Here is a 17,456-nt window from a genome sequence, read left to right as displayed (position 1 = left end):
CCGGTCAGACCACGAAAAAGCCATGCGTGCCGTCGCGATCGAGTTGCGCGACGAGGCCATATTCCCATTCCAGATAGGCGTTCATCGCTTCGCGCGCATTGTCGGTGCCTTCATACGGACGACGATAGCGATCGATACGCGGCGAAACGAGCTGGGCGTCTCCCGATTCGGTCCGAAAGCCCGCACGTATCCACGCCGATGTGCCGCCCTCCAGCAGATGCACGGGCTTACCGGTTAGTGCGGCGACTTCGGGCGCCGCGAACGGTGCGAGCGCGTTGGTCGCGCAGGTGACCACGTAGCGTTTCGCATCGGGCAACGTGCGCAGATCGCCCACCTCGTTGGACAGGCGCGAACGTACGATCCAGTGCGCGCCCGGAATATGCGCCTTTACGTGATTGGCGCTCGACGTGACGTCGATCACAACGGTGCCGCTCGATGGATTGGCGAGCAGCGAGGCGAGTTCGTCGGCGGACAGGGCGGGTGTATGCGCCGGTTCCGGCTTGGCGCCGCGCCATGCGCCGTTGGCAGTCAGATGATGTTCGGCGGCATCGTCGATCACGTAGACGTCGATATTCATCTGCGCGAGCCACGAGCCCGTCATGTTGGCGCGCACGCCTTCGTCGTCGAACAGCACGACGCGTGCGCCGCGCACGGGTACGAACATGTCCGTCTCCTGCACCAGCTGGCCGCCTGGTGCGCCCTGGAATCCCGATGCATGCGCGCGTTCGTATTCAGTCGGGGTGCGCACGTCGAAGCGATAGGTGGTGCGCGACGGGTCAGACGCCCAACTGGTGGCTTCATCGAGCGTCGTGCGTTGCACGCCTGCGCGGTCGGCGAGCGCGCGCGCTGCGGCGCGCGACGCAACGAGGTTCGTCCGATCGAAACCGGCCTCGGCATCGAACTGGCGGTTGCTGCCGTGTTCCAGCGTCTGCCCCGCGAGTGTCCAGCCGATGGTGCCGTTGCGCAGCGCTGCGACGGGATTGGGCAGCCCGGCATTGACCAGCGATTGCGTGCCGATGATGCTGCGCGTGCGTCCCGCGCAATTGACGATGACACGCGTCTTTGGGTCTGGCGCGAGCGCACGGGCACGCAGCACGAGTTCCGCGCCGGGCACGCTGATGCTGCCGGGAATATTCATCGTCTGATACTCGTCGAAGCGGCGCGCGTCGAGTACGACGACATCGTCGCCGTTTTCGAGCAAGGTTCCGACCGCCTCGGCGGAAAGCGAGGGCGTATGCCGCTGCGCTTCGACGAATTCGCCGAATGCCTTGCTCGGTACATTGACGTCGCGAAACACTTCGCCGCCTGCGCGAATCCATCCATCGAGTCCGCCCGCGAGCAGCGCGATCTGCGTGTAGCCGAGCAAAGCGAGCTTGTCGGCGGCGCGCGTCACAAGTCCTTCGCCAGCGTCGAACAGCACGATGGGCACGTCGCGGCGCGGCAAACGGGTGTACGCATCGAGTTCGATCTTCGACAGCGGGAAATTCGCGGCGAAAAGCGGATGAGCCTGTGCGTGCGGGTCTTCTTCGCGCACATCGAGCAGCGCGATTTCGCGGCGCTCAAGCAGCGCTTCGCGCACGTCTTCATACGTGCGGACGGGATATGACGTCATGGCAGATGCGGTTCCTTGCTGAGATCCCACAGGTTGGGGAGCGTGTCGTTCGAATAACCTGAAATAAACGGCTTGGGCCGCTCGTTTGGCGGATACGTGGAGCGGCGCACCGCTCCGATGTTCGCGCCATAAACGTGGATGCTGACGGACGTGCGGTCGTCGTAGGCATTGCGCACGCGATGGATATCCCCGATGGTGGGCGACACCGCTTCGACATCGCCCGCATCGAGACGCTCTTCGGCGCCCACCACACGCAGCGTGCCGTCGTCGTTGCGGGCATAGGGTGCCGCAAGTTCCGCGCCGCGCAGCACACCGATGAGTCCCCACACGGTGTGATCGTGAATCGGCGTCTGCTGGCCCGGACCCCAGACGAAGCTGACGACGCTAAAGCGTTGACGTGCATCGGCGTAGAGCAGAAATTGCTGATAGCGTTCGGCGGACGGCTGCGTGTAGGCATCGGGCAGCCAGTCGTCGACGCGAATCAGTTCGCGCAGCGCAAGCGCGCCCTGATCGAGCAACCCGGCTTCATCGACGCCGGCATCGATGAGTTCTGCAATCTCTCCGACAAAGTGCCGCAGTTTGTGAATGGCCATCAGTCGAGCAATTCCCGTTCGCTTTCGATCAGCCCTTCATACAGGCTGTCGAACGCATGACGCGCACCGTTTGCTCGGCCGACCTGCTGATGCGTGAGGTCCGCCATATCGTGAGGAATCGGCTGCGGCGTGCCTGCCGCTTCCGCAAGCAGTTGAGCGTGGCATGCGTTGTCGAGCGCGATGTACCACCATGCAGCCGCTTCGACTGTTGGACCTGCGGTCAGGATGCCATGATTCTTCAGGATCACAGCCTTGCGCGAACCGAGCGCTTCTGCGATGCGCGCGCCTTCCGTTGTATCGAGCACGACGCCGCGAAAATCATCGAACAGCGCGTGGTCCTCGTAGAACGCGCACGAGTCCTGTGTCAGCGGATCGAGCTTGCGGCCGAGCGTCGACCAAGCCTTGCCATACAGCGAATGCGTGTGCGCGGCTGCGACGACATCGGGGCGCGCCTCGTGAATCGCCGCATGAATGGCGAATGCCGCCTGATTCACGGGACCATCGCCGACGACGATCTCGCCGTCGCGATTGACCAGCAGCAGATCCGACACGCGCATGCGGCCGAAATGCCGACCCAGCGGATTGACCCAGAAGTGATCGGTCCATTCGGGGTCGCGCGCGGTGATATGGCCCGCGAGCCCTTGCGCAAAGCCGTATCGTGCGAACAGCCGAAACGCGCCCGCGAGACGTTGCTGACGATGCAGACGTTCTTCTGCAAGCGAGCGCTGCGATTCCTGTTCATCGTCGAACCAGAACTTGCGCACGGGCGTGTCGCGCCGTGCGAGCGACGGTTGATCGGCGAGTACGGTGCTCATGATCGCTCCTGTCAGGCGGCGCGGCGTGCGCGGGACGTGAGTTCGCGGGTCGCGGGAATCAGTTCGCGGCCATAGTCGATGGCGTCTTCTAATGGATCGAAGCCGCGAATCAGGAAGGTCGTGACGCCGAGTTCATGATATTCGGCAAGCGTCTGTGCAACCTGAGCAGGCGTGCCGACAAGTGCTGTCGAATTCGAGCGTCCGCCGATCTCCTTCGCCACAGCGGTCCAGAGACGCTCGTCCGCGCGCACGCCTTCACCTGATGCAGCGAGCAGGCGACGTGCGCCTTCGCTCTGTTGCGGACCGCCGCGCGAGAAACCCTGTTCGACACGCAAGCGGCGCGTCTCGTCGAGGATGTGTTCCGCGCGCTCCCATGCGACCTTTTCCGTCGCGGCGAGGATCGGTCGGAACGACACGGAGAAGCGCACGCTGCGGCCATGTTTTGCGGCTTCCGCCCGCACGCGCGTCACCTGTTCGTGGACCTGCTGTTTCGATTCGCCCCACAGCGCGTAGACATCGGCGTGCTTGCCCGCGACGGCCAGTGCAGGCTCCGATGCACCACCGAAATAGATTGGCACATGCGGCGACTGCTTCGGCTTGACCTCGGAGAAGGCCTTTTCCACGCGGTAAAAGCGGCCTTCATGATCGAACGGTTGATCTTCCGTCCACACGCGACGCAAAATCTGCAGATATTCGTCGGTGCGTGCGTAACGTTCGTCGTGACTCAGGAAGTCACCGTCGCGCCGTTGGTCCTCGTCGCTGCCGCCGGAGATGAAGTGCACGGCAAGCCGTCCGCCTGAGAAGTGATCGAGCGTGGCGATCTGCCGGGCCGCGAGTGTCGGCGCGACGAAGCCGGGACGATGCGCGAGCATGAAATGCACCTTCGATGTCACGCTCGCCGCATAAGCAATCGTGATCGTCGCATCGGGGCTCGTCGAACTGTGCGGAACCAGGATGCGATCGAAGCCGGCAGTCTCGTGCGCCTGCGCAAAGGCGCGCACGTAGTCGGTGTCGATAGCGGGGCCTTGCGGAAGATGCGTTTCCGATACCTTGCGCTGCTGGATCATGCCGATGAATTCGACGCTCATGTTAGCTCCTTGCGGAAATCCGTTTCGATGGAGAAATGCTTGCCGCAACAGACGCAACGATGAACGCGCGTCAGTGGACGATTCCGTCGAGGCTAACACTGCGTTATGCGGGGGCTAAATAGTAAATTCAGATAAACATATAGGATGTGCATGTTGTCCGGCGGCGCGATTTAGCGTCGACGGCTTAATGATTTTCAGGCAATACCATATCGGTAGAAATTAGATCGGCGGGCACGCAGGCAGCGTTAGCATGGGCATTCTTTTAGATAGGCTCTCTGCTTCTCGAAACAATGTCAGCCAATTCACCTCGCTTCGGCGTCTGGGCGCTCGTGCACGGAAGTCGTGCAGCGCTCCAGGACCCTGACGAGCCCTACGATGCCTCCTGGGCGCGCAACAAGGCACTTGTACTCGAAGCCGAGCGCCTGGGCTATGACTCGGTGCTCGTCGCGCAGCACACGGTCAATCCGCACGATCCCGCGCTCGATCAACTGGAAGCGTGGACATCGTCGGCCGCGTTGGCGGCGCTCACGTCGCGCATCGAAATCATCGCGGCGATCAAGCCTTATCTCTATCACCCTGTCGTGCTCGCGAAGATGGCGCAGCAGATCGAGCACATCAGCGGCGGGCGTTTCGCAATCAATCTGGTGAACGCGTGGAATCGGCCGGAACTGGAACGAGCGGGAATCGGCTTTGCAGAGCACGACGAACGCTACGCGTACGGATGCGAATGGATCTCCGTAGTGGACGCGCTATTACGCGGCGAGACTGTCGATCATCGGGGGGATCACTTCCGCATCGATGGCTATCAACTGCATCCCGCCGATCCGTTTCGCGCACGTCCGCGTATCTACGTCGGCGGCGAGTCGGAGCCGGCCCGCTCGCTGGTCGCCGCGCACGGCGACGTGTGGTTCATCAATGGCCAGCCATACGAGGATGTCGCACGCCTGATCGCCGATGTTTCCGCCCGCAAGCGCCCAGGCGGACACGAGCCGTTGCGGTTTGGCCTGTCGGCATTCGTGATTGCACGCGAAACGCAGGCACAGGCGGATGTTCATCTCGAACACCTGTTCGAGCTCGCCGAACTCGACAAGCCGCTGCGCGAGCGTCACAAGGCGAACATCGATCCGAACGTGGTCATGATTCAAACCTTTGCTCGATCGGCTCGTGTTGGATCGAACGGAGGCACGGCAGCGGGACTCGTCGGCGATTACGACACGGTCGCGCAGCGCATCGCGGCGTTTCATCGCGCGGGTATCGAGCTGTTCATGCTTCAGTTCCAGCCTTTCGAGGCGGATATGCGCAGCTTCGCGGAAGAAGTCGTGCCGCGAGTTCGCCGGCTGCTGTCCGCTTAGACGCCGGACGGCTCACGCTTGATTCACATCGATGCGTGCCGTCCTCAGCATGCTCTCGGAATCAGAAAAAAGCCCCGGTCGGCGGAAGCTGACCTGTCAATGCGTTTTGCCCGAGCAGCTTCTCCTTGTAAAGCCGTGGATTGTGCGAAGCGATGACCTTGATATTGCGCCAGTGCCGGTCCAGCGCTCCCGCGCGGGAGACGACGGAGCCTGAGCCGAGATCGATGAGCCAGCTGGCGATCTGCGGCGCGAGATCGTCGATGACGACTTTTGCCTCACTAGCCGACAGCGTTGCCGCAAGCGTCGCATCGTATTCGTTGGGAGTATCAAAGCTGTCCCAGGCGCGCTGCAATGCGTCGATCGCACGATCTGCCGTCGCTTCGACGCTCGCCGAATACGCGCGAATACGGCCAAGCAGAGCCTGAAGCACCGGCTCTTCGGCCGGATGCGTGGCATCGCCGTGGTAGTAGTTGCGCCTGCGTGTGCGCAGGACTTCTACGGCGTCGATGGCGACTCGCCGCGCGATGCCTGCAATGCAATTCGTCAGATACACCTGGTGGAATGTGAAGCCCCAGGGCGCGGCGTCGTCGGATCGTGGCGGATCGGCGGGATACACATGCGCGGCGGGCACCGTGACCGCGCGAAATCGTGCTGTGCCCGAGCCTGTCATGCGCTGGCCGAATCCTTGCCAGTCGTCGTCATCGCTGACTCCCGAGCTGCGTTCGAGCAGATACTGCACGGTACGGCCCGCGCGGCTTTCGATCGCGAGGCCGACGAACGCGTCGTTGAACAGGTTGCCCGTTGCATAGACCTTGTCGCCCGAGCCGACATAGGCGTCGCGTGTCGCGTCCCATTCGAGCCGGCTCAGCACGCGGCTCGCACGCGCGCCAGCGGCGGCTGCGTCGGTTTCGGTGAAGCTGAGGCCGATAGTCTTTCTTTGCCCCGTCAACCTCAGAACATGCTCATGAAAGGGGTGGTCGCACCGTCTGAGCGCGGCTTCGACCTGCCAGAAATGATTGCGAAACGCGTGCGCAAGATTGGAATCGGCGGCTGCGATGTCGCGCGCGACGACGAACATTTCGCGCAATGACAATCCATGTCCGCCAGATTCGACAGGCAGGCGCAGTGCACCAAAACCGAGTGACTTGAGCCGCGCGATTTCTTCGTGGGGCAGGCGACTTTCGCGTTCCCTTTCCGCTGCGGTCTCCGCGATGGCGCTGATTGTTTCGTTGAATCCGAGTTGCGCGGACTGCACCGAAACAAGTCGCGTGCCGCCGTTAGCCGTTTTTGTATCGCCCATGCGCGAGCCTCTTTAAACTTTGACGCTGTAGTCCGCGACCTTGATGCGCGAGTTGATGATCTTCCGTTCCGCGAGCCAGTCGGCGGCGCGTTGAAACTGCGCGATAAAGGCGGCGTCATCGGGTTCGTGGAACTGATTGACGCGCTTGAGGCTTGCGAGGTAATCGCGCACCTGGTCGGGATACTTTGCTTCGCGCTGCACGAGCGCTTCGGATTCGGCGGAATGTGCAGATTGCCATGCGCCTTCGACGTAATACGCGTCAATCACCGCGCGGATCAGCTCGGCATTCTCTTCGACGAACTTGCGACGCGTTACGAGCGAACTGTAGTCGATCAGGAAATCGAGGTCGCGTCCTTCATTGAAGATATCCTTTGCGTCGTTCGAGAAGCGCGCGATGTCGACGCCGGGCGACCACATCGACCATGCATCGATCCTGCCTTGCGCGAAAGCGGGCGCGGCATCGGGTGGATTCAGATAGACGAACTGCACCTTGTCGCGGTCGACATGATGCTTCTCGAGCGCCGCGATCAGCAGAAACTCGCCGAGTCCCGAGCGATTCACGGCGACCTTGCGTCCCGCAAGATCGGCGACGGATTGAATGCCGCTCGACTTCTTGACGATGATGGCCGTCGACCGAGGTGAGTACACGTCGAATGCGGTGAAGACGATAGGCGAACCCGCCAGCATCGCGGCCAGCGCGGGCGTCGTCGAGCCCCAGAAGCCGAAGTCCGCGCTGCCGCCTACGACAGCCTGAATCGACGGCGCGTGATTCGGGAACGGCCCGATCCATTCGACCTTGATGCCTTTTGCGGCCAGTGTCTTCTCGAAGACGCCGCGTTGCTTTGCGATGTCGGGCAGACTGCCGTAGCCCCAGCCGATGCGCACGGTATCGGTATTGCGCGTCAGCTTGCGCGGCTCGGCTGCGTACGCTGGAATCAGGCTGCCGGCGGCGGCGCCCGCCAGCAGTCCACCCGCCGCGCGCAACAACTGGCGGCGGCTCTGCGAGATATCACTCATTCTGATCTTATCCTTGGCGTGTGATGCGATGTGCTGCGAGGTTATGGTGTGCAGATGCGATGCGGAGTGACACACTCACTGCGACTGAACGCCCAACTCATTGAGCAGAATCGGGCGAAGTGCTTGTGGCGTGTCGGCTTTCGGACGGAAAGAAGCGGCGATGCGGCCCGCACGCATCACAAGAATGCGGTCGGCGAGCGTCAGCGCTTCATCGACGTCGTGAGTCACGATGAGCACGCCAGGCTGATGACGCGCGACAAGTTCCCTGACCAGCCCGTGCATCTTGATGCGCGTCAGCGCATCGAGTGCGGCGAACGGCTCGTCGAGCAACAGCAGGGCGGGGTCGCGCACCAGTGCGCGCGCCAGCGCGACACGCTGCGCCTGGCCGCCAGACAGATTGCGCGGCCAGTCGTTTTCCCGGCCTGCGAGGCCCACTTCGGCGAGCGCGCGGGATGCGCCTTCACGACCGACCGTCGTTTCATGGCCAAGCGCGACGTTTTCCCACAGCGTGGCCCACGGCAGCAACCGGTGCTCCTGAAACACGACGGACGGGCGTTCGGGCGCGCGTATCTGGCCGTTATCGGGCAGATCGAGACCAGCCAGCGCGCGCAACAAGGTGGTCTTGCCACAGCCGCTTTCACCGAGCAATGCGACGAATTCGCCTTGATGGATGTCGAGATCCAGCGCGTCGATGACGACGCGTGCGCCATAACGGCGTTGCAGGCCGCGCACCGACACGGCGAGCGACGAAGGGCCGACGCGGCTGTCGACTCGTACCGCCGGATTGGCGTCACGCAGGAGTGCAATGCTCGCGCTCATTTCTGCTCTCCCTTCGCGTAATTTGCGTGCCATGACAGAAGGCGCGCTTCGAGCAGGCGCACGAGCGCATCGGCGACGACGCCGATGAACGCGTAGATGATCATCGTCAACAGAATCACATTGGTTTGCAGAAACTCGCGCGCGTCCATCGCAAGAAATCCGATGCCTTCGGTCGTTGCGAGCGTTTCGGCGACGACGAGCGCAAGCCATGCATGCGCAAGCGCGTAACGCACGCCTGTGAGAATCGATGGCATCGCGCCGGGCAGGATGATGCGCCGTACGATCGCACGCCAGCTCAGGCCGACCACTTTGGCAAGTTCCATCAGCTTTGGATCGATCTGCCGGATGCCGAGCATCGTATTGATGTAGATCGGGAACAGCACGGCGAGCGCGACAAGAAAGATCTTCGCGGGTTCGCCAACGCCGAACCAGACGATCACGAGCGGCAGCATCGCAAGAAAGGGAACTGCGCGCACCATCTGGATCGAGCGATCGAACAACGCTAGCGCGAGCGGCGAAAAGCCCGTGAGTATGCCCAACACGAGTCCGATCGTTCCGCCGATCACGAAGCCCACGACGGCGCGCAATAGCGATACACCGAGATGTACGAACAGATCGCCGCTTCGCGCGAGATTGACCGCGGTATCGAGCACGCTGCTCGGCGCAGGCATCACCTGCGGCTCGATCCATCCGAGACGCGCGGCGGCTTCCCACAGCACGACGATAGCCGCGGGTACTGCCCACGATAGCCATTTGTACAGCGTGGACTTTGAAACGCCCGCATGCGCACGTGTCGACGAGACCTGGCTGTTGCGGAGAGAGGTGAGTTCAGCCATGCACATCCTGTGAGATCTGCAAAAAAGGAGCGCTTCGCGCGTTGACCGCGAAGCGTGTATGAGTCGATGCGACGGCAAAGCGCGCGGCGCATCGTAGCGGTGAGCTTGTTATTTAAAGTCGACTGGCATTGCGCTGACAAACAGTTTTTTGTTCTTTGCTTTTCTGTTTCGGTGAATTTCATGGCGCGGCGGCCGTTGCTTCGAGTGACGTACGCGGTGCGTCAGCTTCGACAAGGCGTCCGCGCTCTTTGCGGCGTAATGCGCGTTGGCGACGAGACTGGTCAGCAGCGCGACGTATAACGATATGCGGATTAATTGGTGGTCGACGGATGGCCCGCGCAACGACAATCGGCGGCGCATGCGTCGCATATACGCACGCGCCAACCATCGATCCGTTCCATTCATAATTCCGATGACTTCTGCCCGCTTTCCTCTTGCCTGTTTTTTCGTTGCGCTAGGTATCGCTGTCGCGAGCCTGACCAGCGTCGCACACGCCGCGCCTTCCGGCACACTCGTATTTTGTTCGGAAGGCAGCCCTGCCGGTTTCGATCCAGGCCAGCACACGACGAGCACTGACTTCGACGCAAGCACGAACGCCGTCTACAACGAACTCGTGCAGTTCAAACGCGGCACCCTCGATCTCGAACCCGCGCTGGCAACGAGCTGGGACGTATCCGCCGATCAGCGCACGGTCACGTTCCATCTGCGGCGCGGCGTGAAGTTCCAGACGACCGCGTATTTCAAGCCGACGCGCGACTTCAATGCCGACGACGTGCTGTTCACTTTCAACCGGATGCTGCATACGGATGATCCGTTTCGCAAAGCGTATCCTGTGAGCTTTCCGTATTTCAGCGACCTCGGTTTCGACAAGAACATCGACAGCATCGACAAGACGGACGATTACACGGTGCGCTTCCATCTGAAAGAGCCGGACGTGATTTTCGTGCGCAACATTGCGATGAATTTCGCGTCGATCCTGTCGGCCGAATACGCGTCGAAACTCAGCGAGACGCACCGTGAAGCCGATATCAATCAGTATCCCGTCGGCACCGGACCGTTCACGTTCCGCTCATATCAGAAGGATGCGCTGATCCGCTACGATGCGAACCCCGACTATTGGCGGCCCGCGGATGTCGGGCTTGCACATCTGGTGTTCGCGATCACGCCCGATCCTGCGGCGCGCATCCAGAAGCTCGCGAGCGGCGAATGCCAGGTGTCGGTGTTTCCGCGCCCCGCCGATCTCGATGTGGTGAAGCGCAATCCGTCGCTGACGCTGGTGTCGGGCGTCGGCTTCAATGTCGGTTTCGTCGCGTACAACACACAACATAAGCCGCTTGATCAGATCGCCGTGCGGCGGGCGCTCGACATGGCCATCGACAAACCCGCGATCATTCAGGCCGTGTTTTCAGGCAACGCAACTGTCGCGACCAATCCGATGCCGCCCGCGCAATGGTCGTATGACAAGGCGTTGAAGGACGCACCGTTCGATCCGTCGAAAGCCAAAGCGCTGCTCGCGCAGGCGGGCTTCCCTAACGGCTTCGATCTGACGCTCTGGGCGATGCCCGTGCAGCGTCCGTACAACCCGAACGCGCAACTGATGGCGCAACTGATCCAGCAGGACTGGGCGAAGATCGGCGTACACGCGAAGATCGTCAGCTATGAGTGGGGCGAGTACAACCGTCGCGCGAAGCAGGGCGGCGAACACGACGCGATCCTGTACGGCTGGTCGGGCGACAACGGCGATCCTGACAACTGGCTCGGCACCTTGCTCGGATGCGACGCCGTGCATGGCAGCAACGTGTCGAAGTGGTGCGATCCGGGCTTTAACGGCCTGATCGAAAAGGCACGGGCGACATCGGACGTCCAGGAGCGCACGCGTCTCTATGAGCAGGCGCAGGTGATCTTCAAGCAGCAGGTGCCGTACACACCCGTTGCGCATTCGATCGTGTCGCTGCCGGAATCGAAGCGGGTGAAGGGTTTGGTGTTCTCGCCACTCGGCAGTCACCGCTTCGATGGGGTGACGTTGAACTAGACGCTACTCGCCGATGTTTTCAGGGCTGCGCGATGCCGTCCAATGCGGCCTCTGCAGTTCGCTGCCTGAACGCTCTCGGGCCGGCGAGCCGCTGCTGCAGACTTCACTGATGGTGATGCCACCCATCACGAATCGTCATTTGTGTCCGTCGACCGCTTGACGTACGGTTTGAGCAGCGGAAGTTGCGGGCAGCGAGGCGCCGCCGCCATCTCCAGCTACTTCCTGGCGATGCGATATTGGCAAATGAGCCGATCCGTTCGCAAGCAATGCTCGGTTACAGGGCGTCCTGTCGCTTCCGAAAAGTAGGCCGCCATTGCACGACACACGCATGAGGTCTCCCGTACCGCACCGGCGACGGGACAACTGTAGTTGCGGACCATGATCGCGTCGCCATCGTGGACCGCTTCAGTGTGGGCGCCGAGTGCGTCAACAATTGCCATCGCTTTGGCGAGGTTGGATTTGAAGTCGCGTGACGCGGGCAGCTTGTTCTCGCGTGCAAGCCGGCGCCCTGTCTCCGTGAGAATCTCGCCGAGCTGGTCGTCGTCGAACTGCTGCCGCAGTGTGCCGAGCAGGCCGAGCAGGAAGGCGGGATAGGCGCTCGACGATACGTCCTCGCTGCCCGGCGCAGCCTCATAGAGGACGGCTGGCTTGCCGGGGGTGCCCGTTTGCAACGGCTTGCGCCGATGGACGAGCCCCTCCGCTTCGAGCTGCTTCAACTGCATGTTGATCGCGGTGCGGGTCACGGCGAGGCGTTCGCAGAGCTGTTCGACTGTCAGCGATTCTCGTTGCAGCGCGCGTAAGACGTCGTTCTTCGTGGTCACAGGGGACGGGGAGTTTCGGCAGTAGCGGCCGATTATAGCGTCGCGAGGTGCGGGACCGTATTAACCATAATGACATATATAATTGTCATTATTGTCGATATGCACTAGACTTCGGTCCGGTCCCGTCAATCAACCCAAAGAGTTCCTCATGAAACACGCCGTGCTCCGTCTCGCGTTAGCCGTACTGTTTGCCGTGTCAACGGGAGCAGCGACTGCTCAAACGCCGGATACCCCAGCTAGCCAGAAGTCGACTCCCGTACAACTCGTTGACGCACTGAACGGCGTATTTGGAAAGCATCCGGGCGCACGGGCGGTGCACGCCAAAGGGGTTGTACTCGAGGGTACCTTCGTACCCAGTGCCTCCGCGCTCACGGTGAGCAAGGCACCGCATTTTCAAACTCCCGTTCCCGTCATCGTGCGGTTCTCCAACTTCGCAGGCATTCCGGATATTGCGGACACTCATCCTCTCGCGTCACCTCGCGGAATGGCCATCAAGTTCAAGCTTCCGGACGGCAGCGACACCGATATCGTTTCGCACTCGTTCAACGGATTTCCCTCTGCGACGGCGGACGATTTTCGCGATCTTCTGATTGCCCTCGGAACGAGCGGGCCAGATGCGTCGAAGCCGACCCCGCTGGACGCCTATCTCGGCAGCCATCCCGTGGCGAAGGCGTTTCTCACCGCCCCGAAGCCATTTCCCGTCAGTTATGCATCGCTGCCGTATTTCGGCGTCAACACGTTCAGGTTCCTTGATGCGAACGGCGTCGTGACCTATGGGCGCTATCAGATTCTCCCGGTCGGCGGCGAGCACTATCTGCCGGATGCAAAGGCATCCAAGGCTGCGCCGGACTACCTGCAGTCGGAAATCCGTCAACGCGTAGGCCACGCGCCTGCCAGGTTCCGTCTGGTACTGCAGATCGCTGAATCCGGCGACAAGCTGGACGATCCGTCGGTGGCGTGGTCGTCGGCTCATCGCACTGTGGAACTCGGCACGATCTCGATCACGAAAGCGGTAGCGGATAACGACGCCGCGCAGCGCCGCCTGCTTTTCCTGCCAAACGCGTTGCCGGCTGGCATCGAAGTAGCGGATCCAATGATCAACGCGCGTTCCGCGGCCTATCCCGTTTCGTTTGCACGACGTCAGCAATAGTCGCAAATGCCGAAGCAGTTCAGCCGCTTTGACATGTTTGTTCACTGTGAATAGAGAGGTGCGCAACGATGGATCCGACACTCGTCCCCGGCAATTCGCTCGTCACGGCGACCCCGGAAGAAGGGAGGCAACTGGCAATCAAAATGGCGCGGCTAATCATCAAGGCGACGCAGCCGGATGAGACCGTGCGTGAAAAGCTGCGTGACGTATATGCGAACGGCGCGAGCATGCTGCTTCAGGTCGGGCACATCGTGGCGCTCGAGTTCGCGACGATCGCAGCAGCCAACCGCTACTGGCGGACCTGACCGAAGCCAGATCGAATCACGGCACGCGGTGCCCGGAGGTTTGCCGGAGCGCCGCTCTGACGCGGTTTCCACTAAAGGAGAAGTTCACATGCCAATGCTCAAATTCAACATCATCGAGGGCCGCACCGACGAACAGGTTCGTGCGCTTCTGGACGCCGCCCATCATGCAATGGTGCAGGCCTTCGACGTACCGGTAACTGATCGCTACCAGAGCGTCACACAGCATCGCCCAGGTGAGCTGGTGGTGGAAGACACCGGACTCGGCTACACGCGATCCAGGGACGTGGTTTTGTTGACGGCGGTAAGCCGCAAGCGTACCGAGCCGCAAAAGCTCGAGTTCTATCGCCTGCTGGTTGAGAATCTGCAAACGAAATGCGGTATTTCTCCGGACGACGTTATTGTGTCGATCGTCGAGAACGACGATGCGGACTGGTCCTTCGGCCGGGGGCGCGCCCAGTTCATTACGAAGGAACTGACATAGCGTTGGAGGTCCGCGAAGTCCGTGTGACAGGGGACCATCTCAGCGCTTTTCGCAGGAACTCCCGCTCGAGACTCAATGCGGTCTCGGGCGGAATCGCCATAGCTCAGCGCAGTGAAGTTGTTGTCATCTACCGGGAATATTGCGGAACCGAGCATCATGTCGCGCGTTGACGCTCTTCGCCGCGCGCGGGTTGAATCCGCCACCGCAAAGGTTGCGGTCGGGTTTGCAGATTCATCCATAAATCAAGCAGCACGCGAAGCGCCTGCCGACGTGCGCCAGCTCGCCCGTCCGAGGCGTGCTCGGCATTCGCGATCGGCAGCAGCCGTCTCGTCGAGTGCGGCGAGCTGTTGCCTGATCGAGATCGAGCTTCAGTAAACCTTCAACGCAGTATCAGAATCACTAATCGTCGCGTCCAGCTAATTTGTCGCGCTTCAGGGCTCACTACACTGGCCCTCATCGGACGGCAGTCAGACGAATCCTTCGGCCCAACATCACACAGTCCGATCAGAGCGGTCGCGTCATCCCGACGCAATCGCCGCCTTTACACTTTCCCATTCGGAGTTCGCTTTGAGAGACGTACATTGTCTATCGCGCAGTTACAGACGCGTTGTCTGCAAGCTTCTGGTAATCGGTTGTATCTTTAGCGAGCCGACCCTCGCTCAAACCCAACCTCAGTCTGCAACGCAAACACCGCTTCCCCACGTCGCGGTGCTCGCAACAGGTGGCACCATCGCGGGAACTGCTGCTAACGAAACGCAAAGCACGGGTTACAAGTCCGGAGTACTCACGGCAGATGCGCTTCTGAAGTCCGTTCCCTCGCTGGGTAAGGTGGCGCACGTGTCCGGAGAGCAGGTATCGAACGTCGGAAGCGAAAACATCACCAACGAGATCCTTCTCAAGCTGGCGAGACGGGTCAATCAGCTCCTCGCGCAGCCTGACATCGCTGGTGTCGTCATCACGCACGGAACGGATACGCTCGAAGAAACCGCCTACTTTCTCAACCTCGTTGTGAAAAGCGACAAGCCTGTCGTGCTGACGGGTTCAATGCGTCCGTCGACTGCCATCAGCGCGGACGGTCCGAGCAACATTCTCCAGGCGGTCACCGTTGCGGCATCGCCGACCGCCCGCGGACGGGGCGTCATGATCGTGCTCAATGACCGCATTGGATCGGCGCGTTTCACGACCAAGACCAACGCGAATACCCTCGATACATTCAGGAGCCCCGACGACGGCTTCCTCGGCACGCTGATCGACAACGTGCCGCATTTCGAAACAACCGTAGCGAAACTCCAGACTACGCAAACGCCGTTCGACGTGTCAAAGATGGATTCGCTTCCAGAAGTCGATATCGTCTACGGGCACCAGAACGACGGTGGTTATATGTATGACGCCGCCGTGGCGCACGGTGCGCGCGGCATCGTCGTAGCGGGTGTCGGCGCGGGCAGCGGATCGCTGCTTACGCTGCCGTCCATCAAGAGGGCAATCGAAAAGGGCGTAATCGTCGTCCGCTCGTCGCGGACCGGTAGCGGCTACATCCCCGAAGATCCTGCGTATGTCGGTTTGCTCGGCGACAACCTCAATCCTCAGAAAGCCCGCATCCTTTTGATGCTCGCGCTTACAGTGACGAATAACCCGGAACGTGTGCAGGAGATATTCCACCAGTTCTAGTCGTTCGAGAGCGCGGTGAAGCGCCTGCATCGCCGCGTGCTTTCAGTCGCATTGACGCATAGTATTAGAATTGCTGATACTGTCAGGTCATCCGCTGTTTTTCTGAAGTCGTCGCTCTACACTGGTCTCCAAGGTGCCTCGAAACGTGCACCACACTAGAGACAGGAGACGATTGTGAGCAAACAGGTGTTACTCGAAGACTTGCCTCTTCGCCCATTCCACGTCGGCGTGGCGTTCAGCGGTACGGGCGGGCAATTCAGCGATGGCTTCGTTCTCGGCATCATCGGCATTGCGGTCAGCATGGCAGCCGGCCCGCTACATCTCGACGCGCTATGGATGGGGCTGCTTGGCGCGGCATCGCTCGCAGGCCTGTTCTTCGGCAGCATGCTCGCTGGACCGATCGCGGACAAATACGGCCGCCGCACGATCTTCGCGTACGACATGCTGCTTTTCGCCGTCGTCTCAGCCGCACAGTATTTCGTGACCTCGCCAACGCAGTTGCTCGTGTTGCGCGTGTTGCTGGGGCTCATCCTCGGCGCCGACTACGTGGTGAGTAAATCCCTCGTAACCGAGTACTCGCCGCGCCGCTATCGTGGCCGTCTGCTGAGCGTACTTGCTGCAGCCTGGGCGGCGGGCTACGTCGGTGCGTATCTCGCGGGCTTTGCGATGCGCGACATCGGGCCCGATGCGTGGCGGATCATGCTCGCGGCGAGCGGCGTTCCCGCACTGCTTATCCTTCCATTCCGCCTGATCGTGCCCGAGTCGCCGATGTGGCTGATGAAACGCGGCCGCGGTGACGAAGCGCTTGCCATCATCCGCCACAGATTCGGGCCTGATGTCACGCTCCAGACGTCAACAACGGCGGCGCGGCAACACAAGGGCGCGTGGTCACAGCTGTTCTCGCCGCGCTGGCGCAAAAACACGCTGGTAGGCTGCGTGTTCTATACCTGCCAGGTCATTCCTTATTTTGCGTTGGGCACCTTCGCACCGCGCGTCCTCGAAGCGCTGCACGTCAAGGACAAGTTCGTGGGCGGGCTCGTCTACAACGTCCTGCTTCTCGCGGGTGCAGTGATCGGCCTGCTGCTGATCGACAGGATTTCCCGCCGCACATTTCTGCTCGGCACCTTCTATCTCGCCGCACTCGGCCTCGCGGTGCTGACCTGGGCGAGCTTTGGTCCCGTCGGTACGATGCTTGTTTTCGGGCTGTTCGCATGCGTGCTCTCGGCAGCAGCGAACCTGGAGTTCGTCTATCCGCCCGAGCTTTTTCCGACGCATCTTCGCGCGTCGGGTGTCGGCCTGGCGGTCGCTTCGAGCCGCTTCGGCTCGGCGATCAGTACGTTCCTGCTGCCAATCGCGGTTCAGCAGGTCGGCATTCACACCGCGCTGGGTGTCTGCGTCGCGGTACTGCTTTTCGGCGGCGTCTTCTGTCACTTCATGGCGCCCGAAACGGGCAGCGAGAATCTCTCCGACGTGAAGTCGGACAGCGCCGCCGGGGACGAGGCCGATATCGGGCAGCACGACGCATCGTTCGCGACGTCCGCGCCGGGCGGCGGGAAGCGAACCTAGG

Annotated in this window: 16 protein-coding genes; 7 read left to right on the top strand and 9 right to left on the bottom strand. The window is 61.4% G+C overall.

Annotation, left to right across the window (positions count from 1 at the left end; translation table 11 throughout):
* Positions 1-4 precede the first annotated feature (4 nt).
* The 4 genes from QEN71_RS11825 to QEN71_RS11810 are packed head-to-tail and all read right to left on the bottom strand — an operon-like array spanning position 5 to position 4,108.
* Positions 5-1,612, bottom strand: a complete 1,608-nt coding sequence (locus QEN71_RS11825; protein ID WP_201658218.1) for a rhodanese-related sulfurtransferase — start codon at positions 1,610-1,612, stop codon at positions 5-7.
* Complete coding sequence (locus tag QEN71_RS11820) at positions 1,609-2,205, bottom strand: cysteine dioxygenase family protein (RefSeq protein WP_290468247.1); 597 nt, start codon at positions 2,203-2,205, stop codon at positions 1,609-1,611. Before QEN71_RS11820 ends, QEN71_RS11825 begins: the two co-directional genes overlap by 4 nt.
* The gene (locus QEN71_RS11815) at positions 2,205-3,020 is read right to left on the bottom strand and encodes a class II aldolase/adducin family protein (protein WP_201658216.1); all 816 of its coding nucleotides are present in this window, start codon (positions 3,018-3,020) and stop codon (positions 2,205-2,207) included. Before QEN71_RS11815 ends, QEN71_RS11820 begins: the two co-directional genes overlap by 1 nt.
* Before the next feature lie 11 nt (positions 3,021-3,031).
* A complete protein-coding gene (locus QEN71_RS11810; RefSeq protein ID WP_201658213.1) occupies positions 3,032-4,108 on the bottom strand; it encodes an LLM class flavin-dependent oxidoreductase in 1,077 nt (358 codons plus the stop codon).
* Positions 4,109-4,398: 290 nt separating this feature from the next.
* Here QEN71_RS11810 and QEN71_RS11805 point away from each other — a divergent pair, with 290 nt between their 5' ends.
* A complete protein-coding gene (locus QEN71_RS11805; RefSeq protein ID WP_201658210.1) occupies positions 4,399-5,460 on the top strand; it encodes an LLM class flavin-dependent oxidoreductase in 1,062 nt (353 codons plus the stop codon).
* Positions 5,461-5,521: 61 nt separating this feature from the next.
* On the opposite strand, the gene QEN71_RS11800 is transcribed toward QEN71_RS11805, so the two are convergent.
* The 4 genes from QEN71_RS11800 to QEN71_RS11785 all read right to left on the bottom strand — a co-directional run bounded on the left by QEN71_RS11800 (position 5,522) and on the right by QEN71_RS11785 (position 9,432).
* The gene (locus QEN71_RS11800) at positions 5,522-6,760 is read right to left on the bottom strand and encodes an acyl-CoA dehydrogenase family protein (protein WP_201658208.1); all 1,239 of its coding nucleotides are present in this window, start codon (positions 6,758-6,760) and stop codon (positions 5,522-5,524) included.
* Positions 6,761-6,772: 12 nt separating this feature from the next.
* Positions 6,773-7,777: an NrtA/SsuA/CpmA family ABC transporter substrate-binding protein gene (locus tag QEN71_RS11795; RefSeq protein ID WP_201658206.1), complete on the bottom strand. Its 1,005-nt coding sequence runs from the start codon at positions 7,775-7,777 to the stop codon at positions 6,773-6,775.
* A gap of 75 nt (positions 7,778-7,852) precedes the next feature.
* Positions 7,853-8,596, bottom strand: coding sequence for an ABC transporter ATP-binding protein (locus QEN71_RS11790; RefSeq protein WP_201658204.1), 744 nt, complete (start codon positions 8,594-8,596; stop codon positions 7,853-7,855).
* Positions 8,593-9,432, bottom strand: a complete 840-nt coding sequence (locus QEN71_RS11785; protein WP_201658202.1) for an ABC transporter permease subunit — start codon at positions 9,430-9,432, stop codon at positions 8,593-8,595. Before QEN71_RS11785 ends, QEN71_RS11790 begins: the two co-directional genes overlap by 4 nt.
* Positions 9,433-9,844: 412 nt before the next feature.
* Between QEN71_RS11785 and QEN71_RS11780 the strand changes: the two genes are divergently transcribed.
* On the top strand, positions 9,845-11,464 hold the full coding sequence (locus QEN71_RS11780) for an ABC transporter substrate-binding protein (protein ID WP_201658200.1): 1,620 nt from the start codon (positions 9,845-9,847) through the stop codon (positions 11,462-11,464).
* 215 nt (positions 11,465-11,679) lie between these two features.
* Here the strand turns inward: QEN71_RS11780 and QEN71_RS11775 are convergent, their stop codons facing one another.
* Positions 11,680-12,285: a helix-turn-helix transcriptional regulator gene (locus QEN71_RS11775; protein ID WP_201658198.1), complete on the bottom strand. Its 606-nt coding sequence runs from the start codon at positions 12,283-12,285 to the stop codon at positions 11,680-11,682.
* Between the two features lie 148 nt (positions 12,286-12,433).
* Here QEN71_RS11775 and QEN71_RS11770 point away from each other — a divergent pair, with 148 nt between their 5' ends.
* The 5 genes from QEN71_RS11770 (at position 12,434) to QEN71_RS11750 (ending at position 17,455) form a co-directional block, all read left to right on the top strand.
* The gene (locus QEN71_RS11770) at positions 12,434-13,435 is read left to right on the top strand and encodes a catalase family peroxidase (RefSeq protein WP_201658195.1); all 1,002 of its coding nucleotides are present in this window, start codon (positions 12,434-12,436) and stop codon (positions 13,433-13,435) included.
* A 68-nt stretch (positions 13,436-13,503) separates the two neighbouring features.
* Positions 13,504-13,740, top strand: a complete 237-nt coding sequence (locus tag QEN71_RS11765) for a hexameric tyrosine-coordinated heme protein (RefSeq protein ID WP_201658192.1) — start codon at positions 13,504-13,506, stop codon at positions 13,738-13,740.
* Between the two features lie 88 nt (positions 13,741-13,828).
* Complete coding sequence (locus QEN71_RS11760) at positions 13,829-14,221, top strand: tautomerase family protein (RefSeq protein WP_201658189.1); 393 nt, start codon at positions 13,829-13,831, stop codon at positions 14,219-14,221.
* A 567-nt stretch (positions 14,222-14,788) separates the two neighbouring features.
* Positions 14,789-15,889, top strand: a complete 1,101-nt coding sequence (locus QEN71_RS11755) for a type II asparaginase (protein WP_201658186.1) — start codon at positions 14,789-14,791, stop codon at positions 15,887-15,889.
* Positions 15,890-16,063: 174 nt separating this feature from the next.
* The gene (locus QEN71_RS11750) at positions 16,064-17,455 is read left to right on the top strand and encodes an MFS transporter (RefSeq protein WP_201658183.1); all 1,392 of its coding nucleotides are present in this window, start codon (positions 16,064-16,066) and stop codon (positions 17,453-17,455) included.
* Position 17,456 lies beyond the last annotated feature (1 nt).

This window comes from Paraburkholderia sabiae (assembly GCF_030412785.1).
In the GTDB taxonomy this organism is placed as follows: Bacteria; Pseudomonadota; Gammaproteobacteria; order Burkholderiales; family Burkholderiaceae; genus Paraburkholderia; species Paraburkholderia sabiae.
Note: the sequence above shows the minus strand (reverse complement) of the source record. Positions and strands in the feature narration are given on the sequence as shown.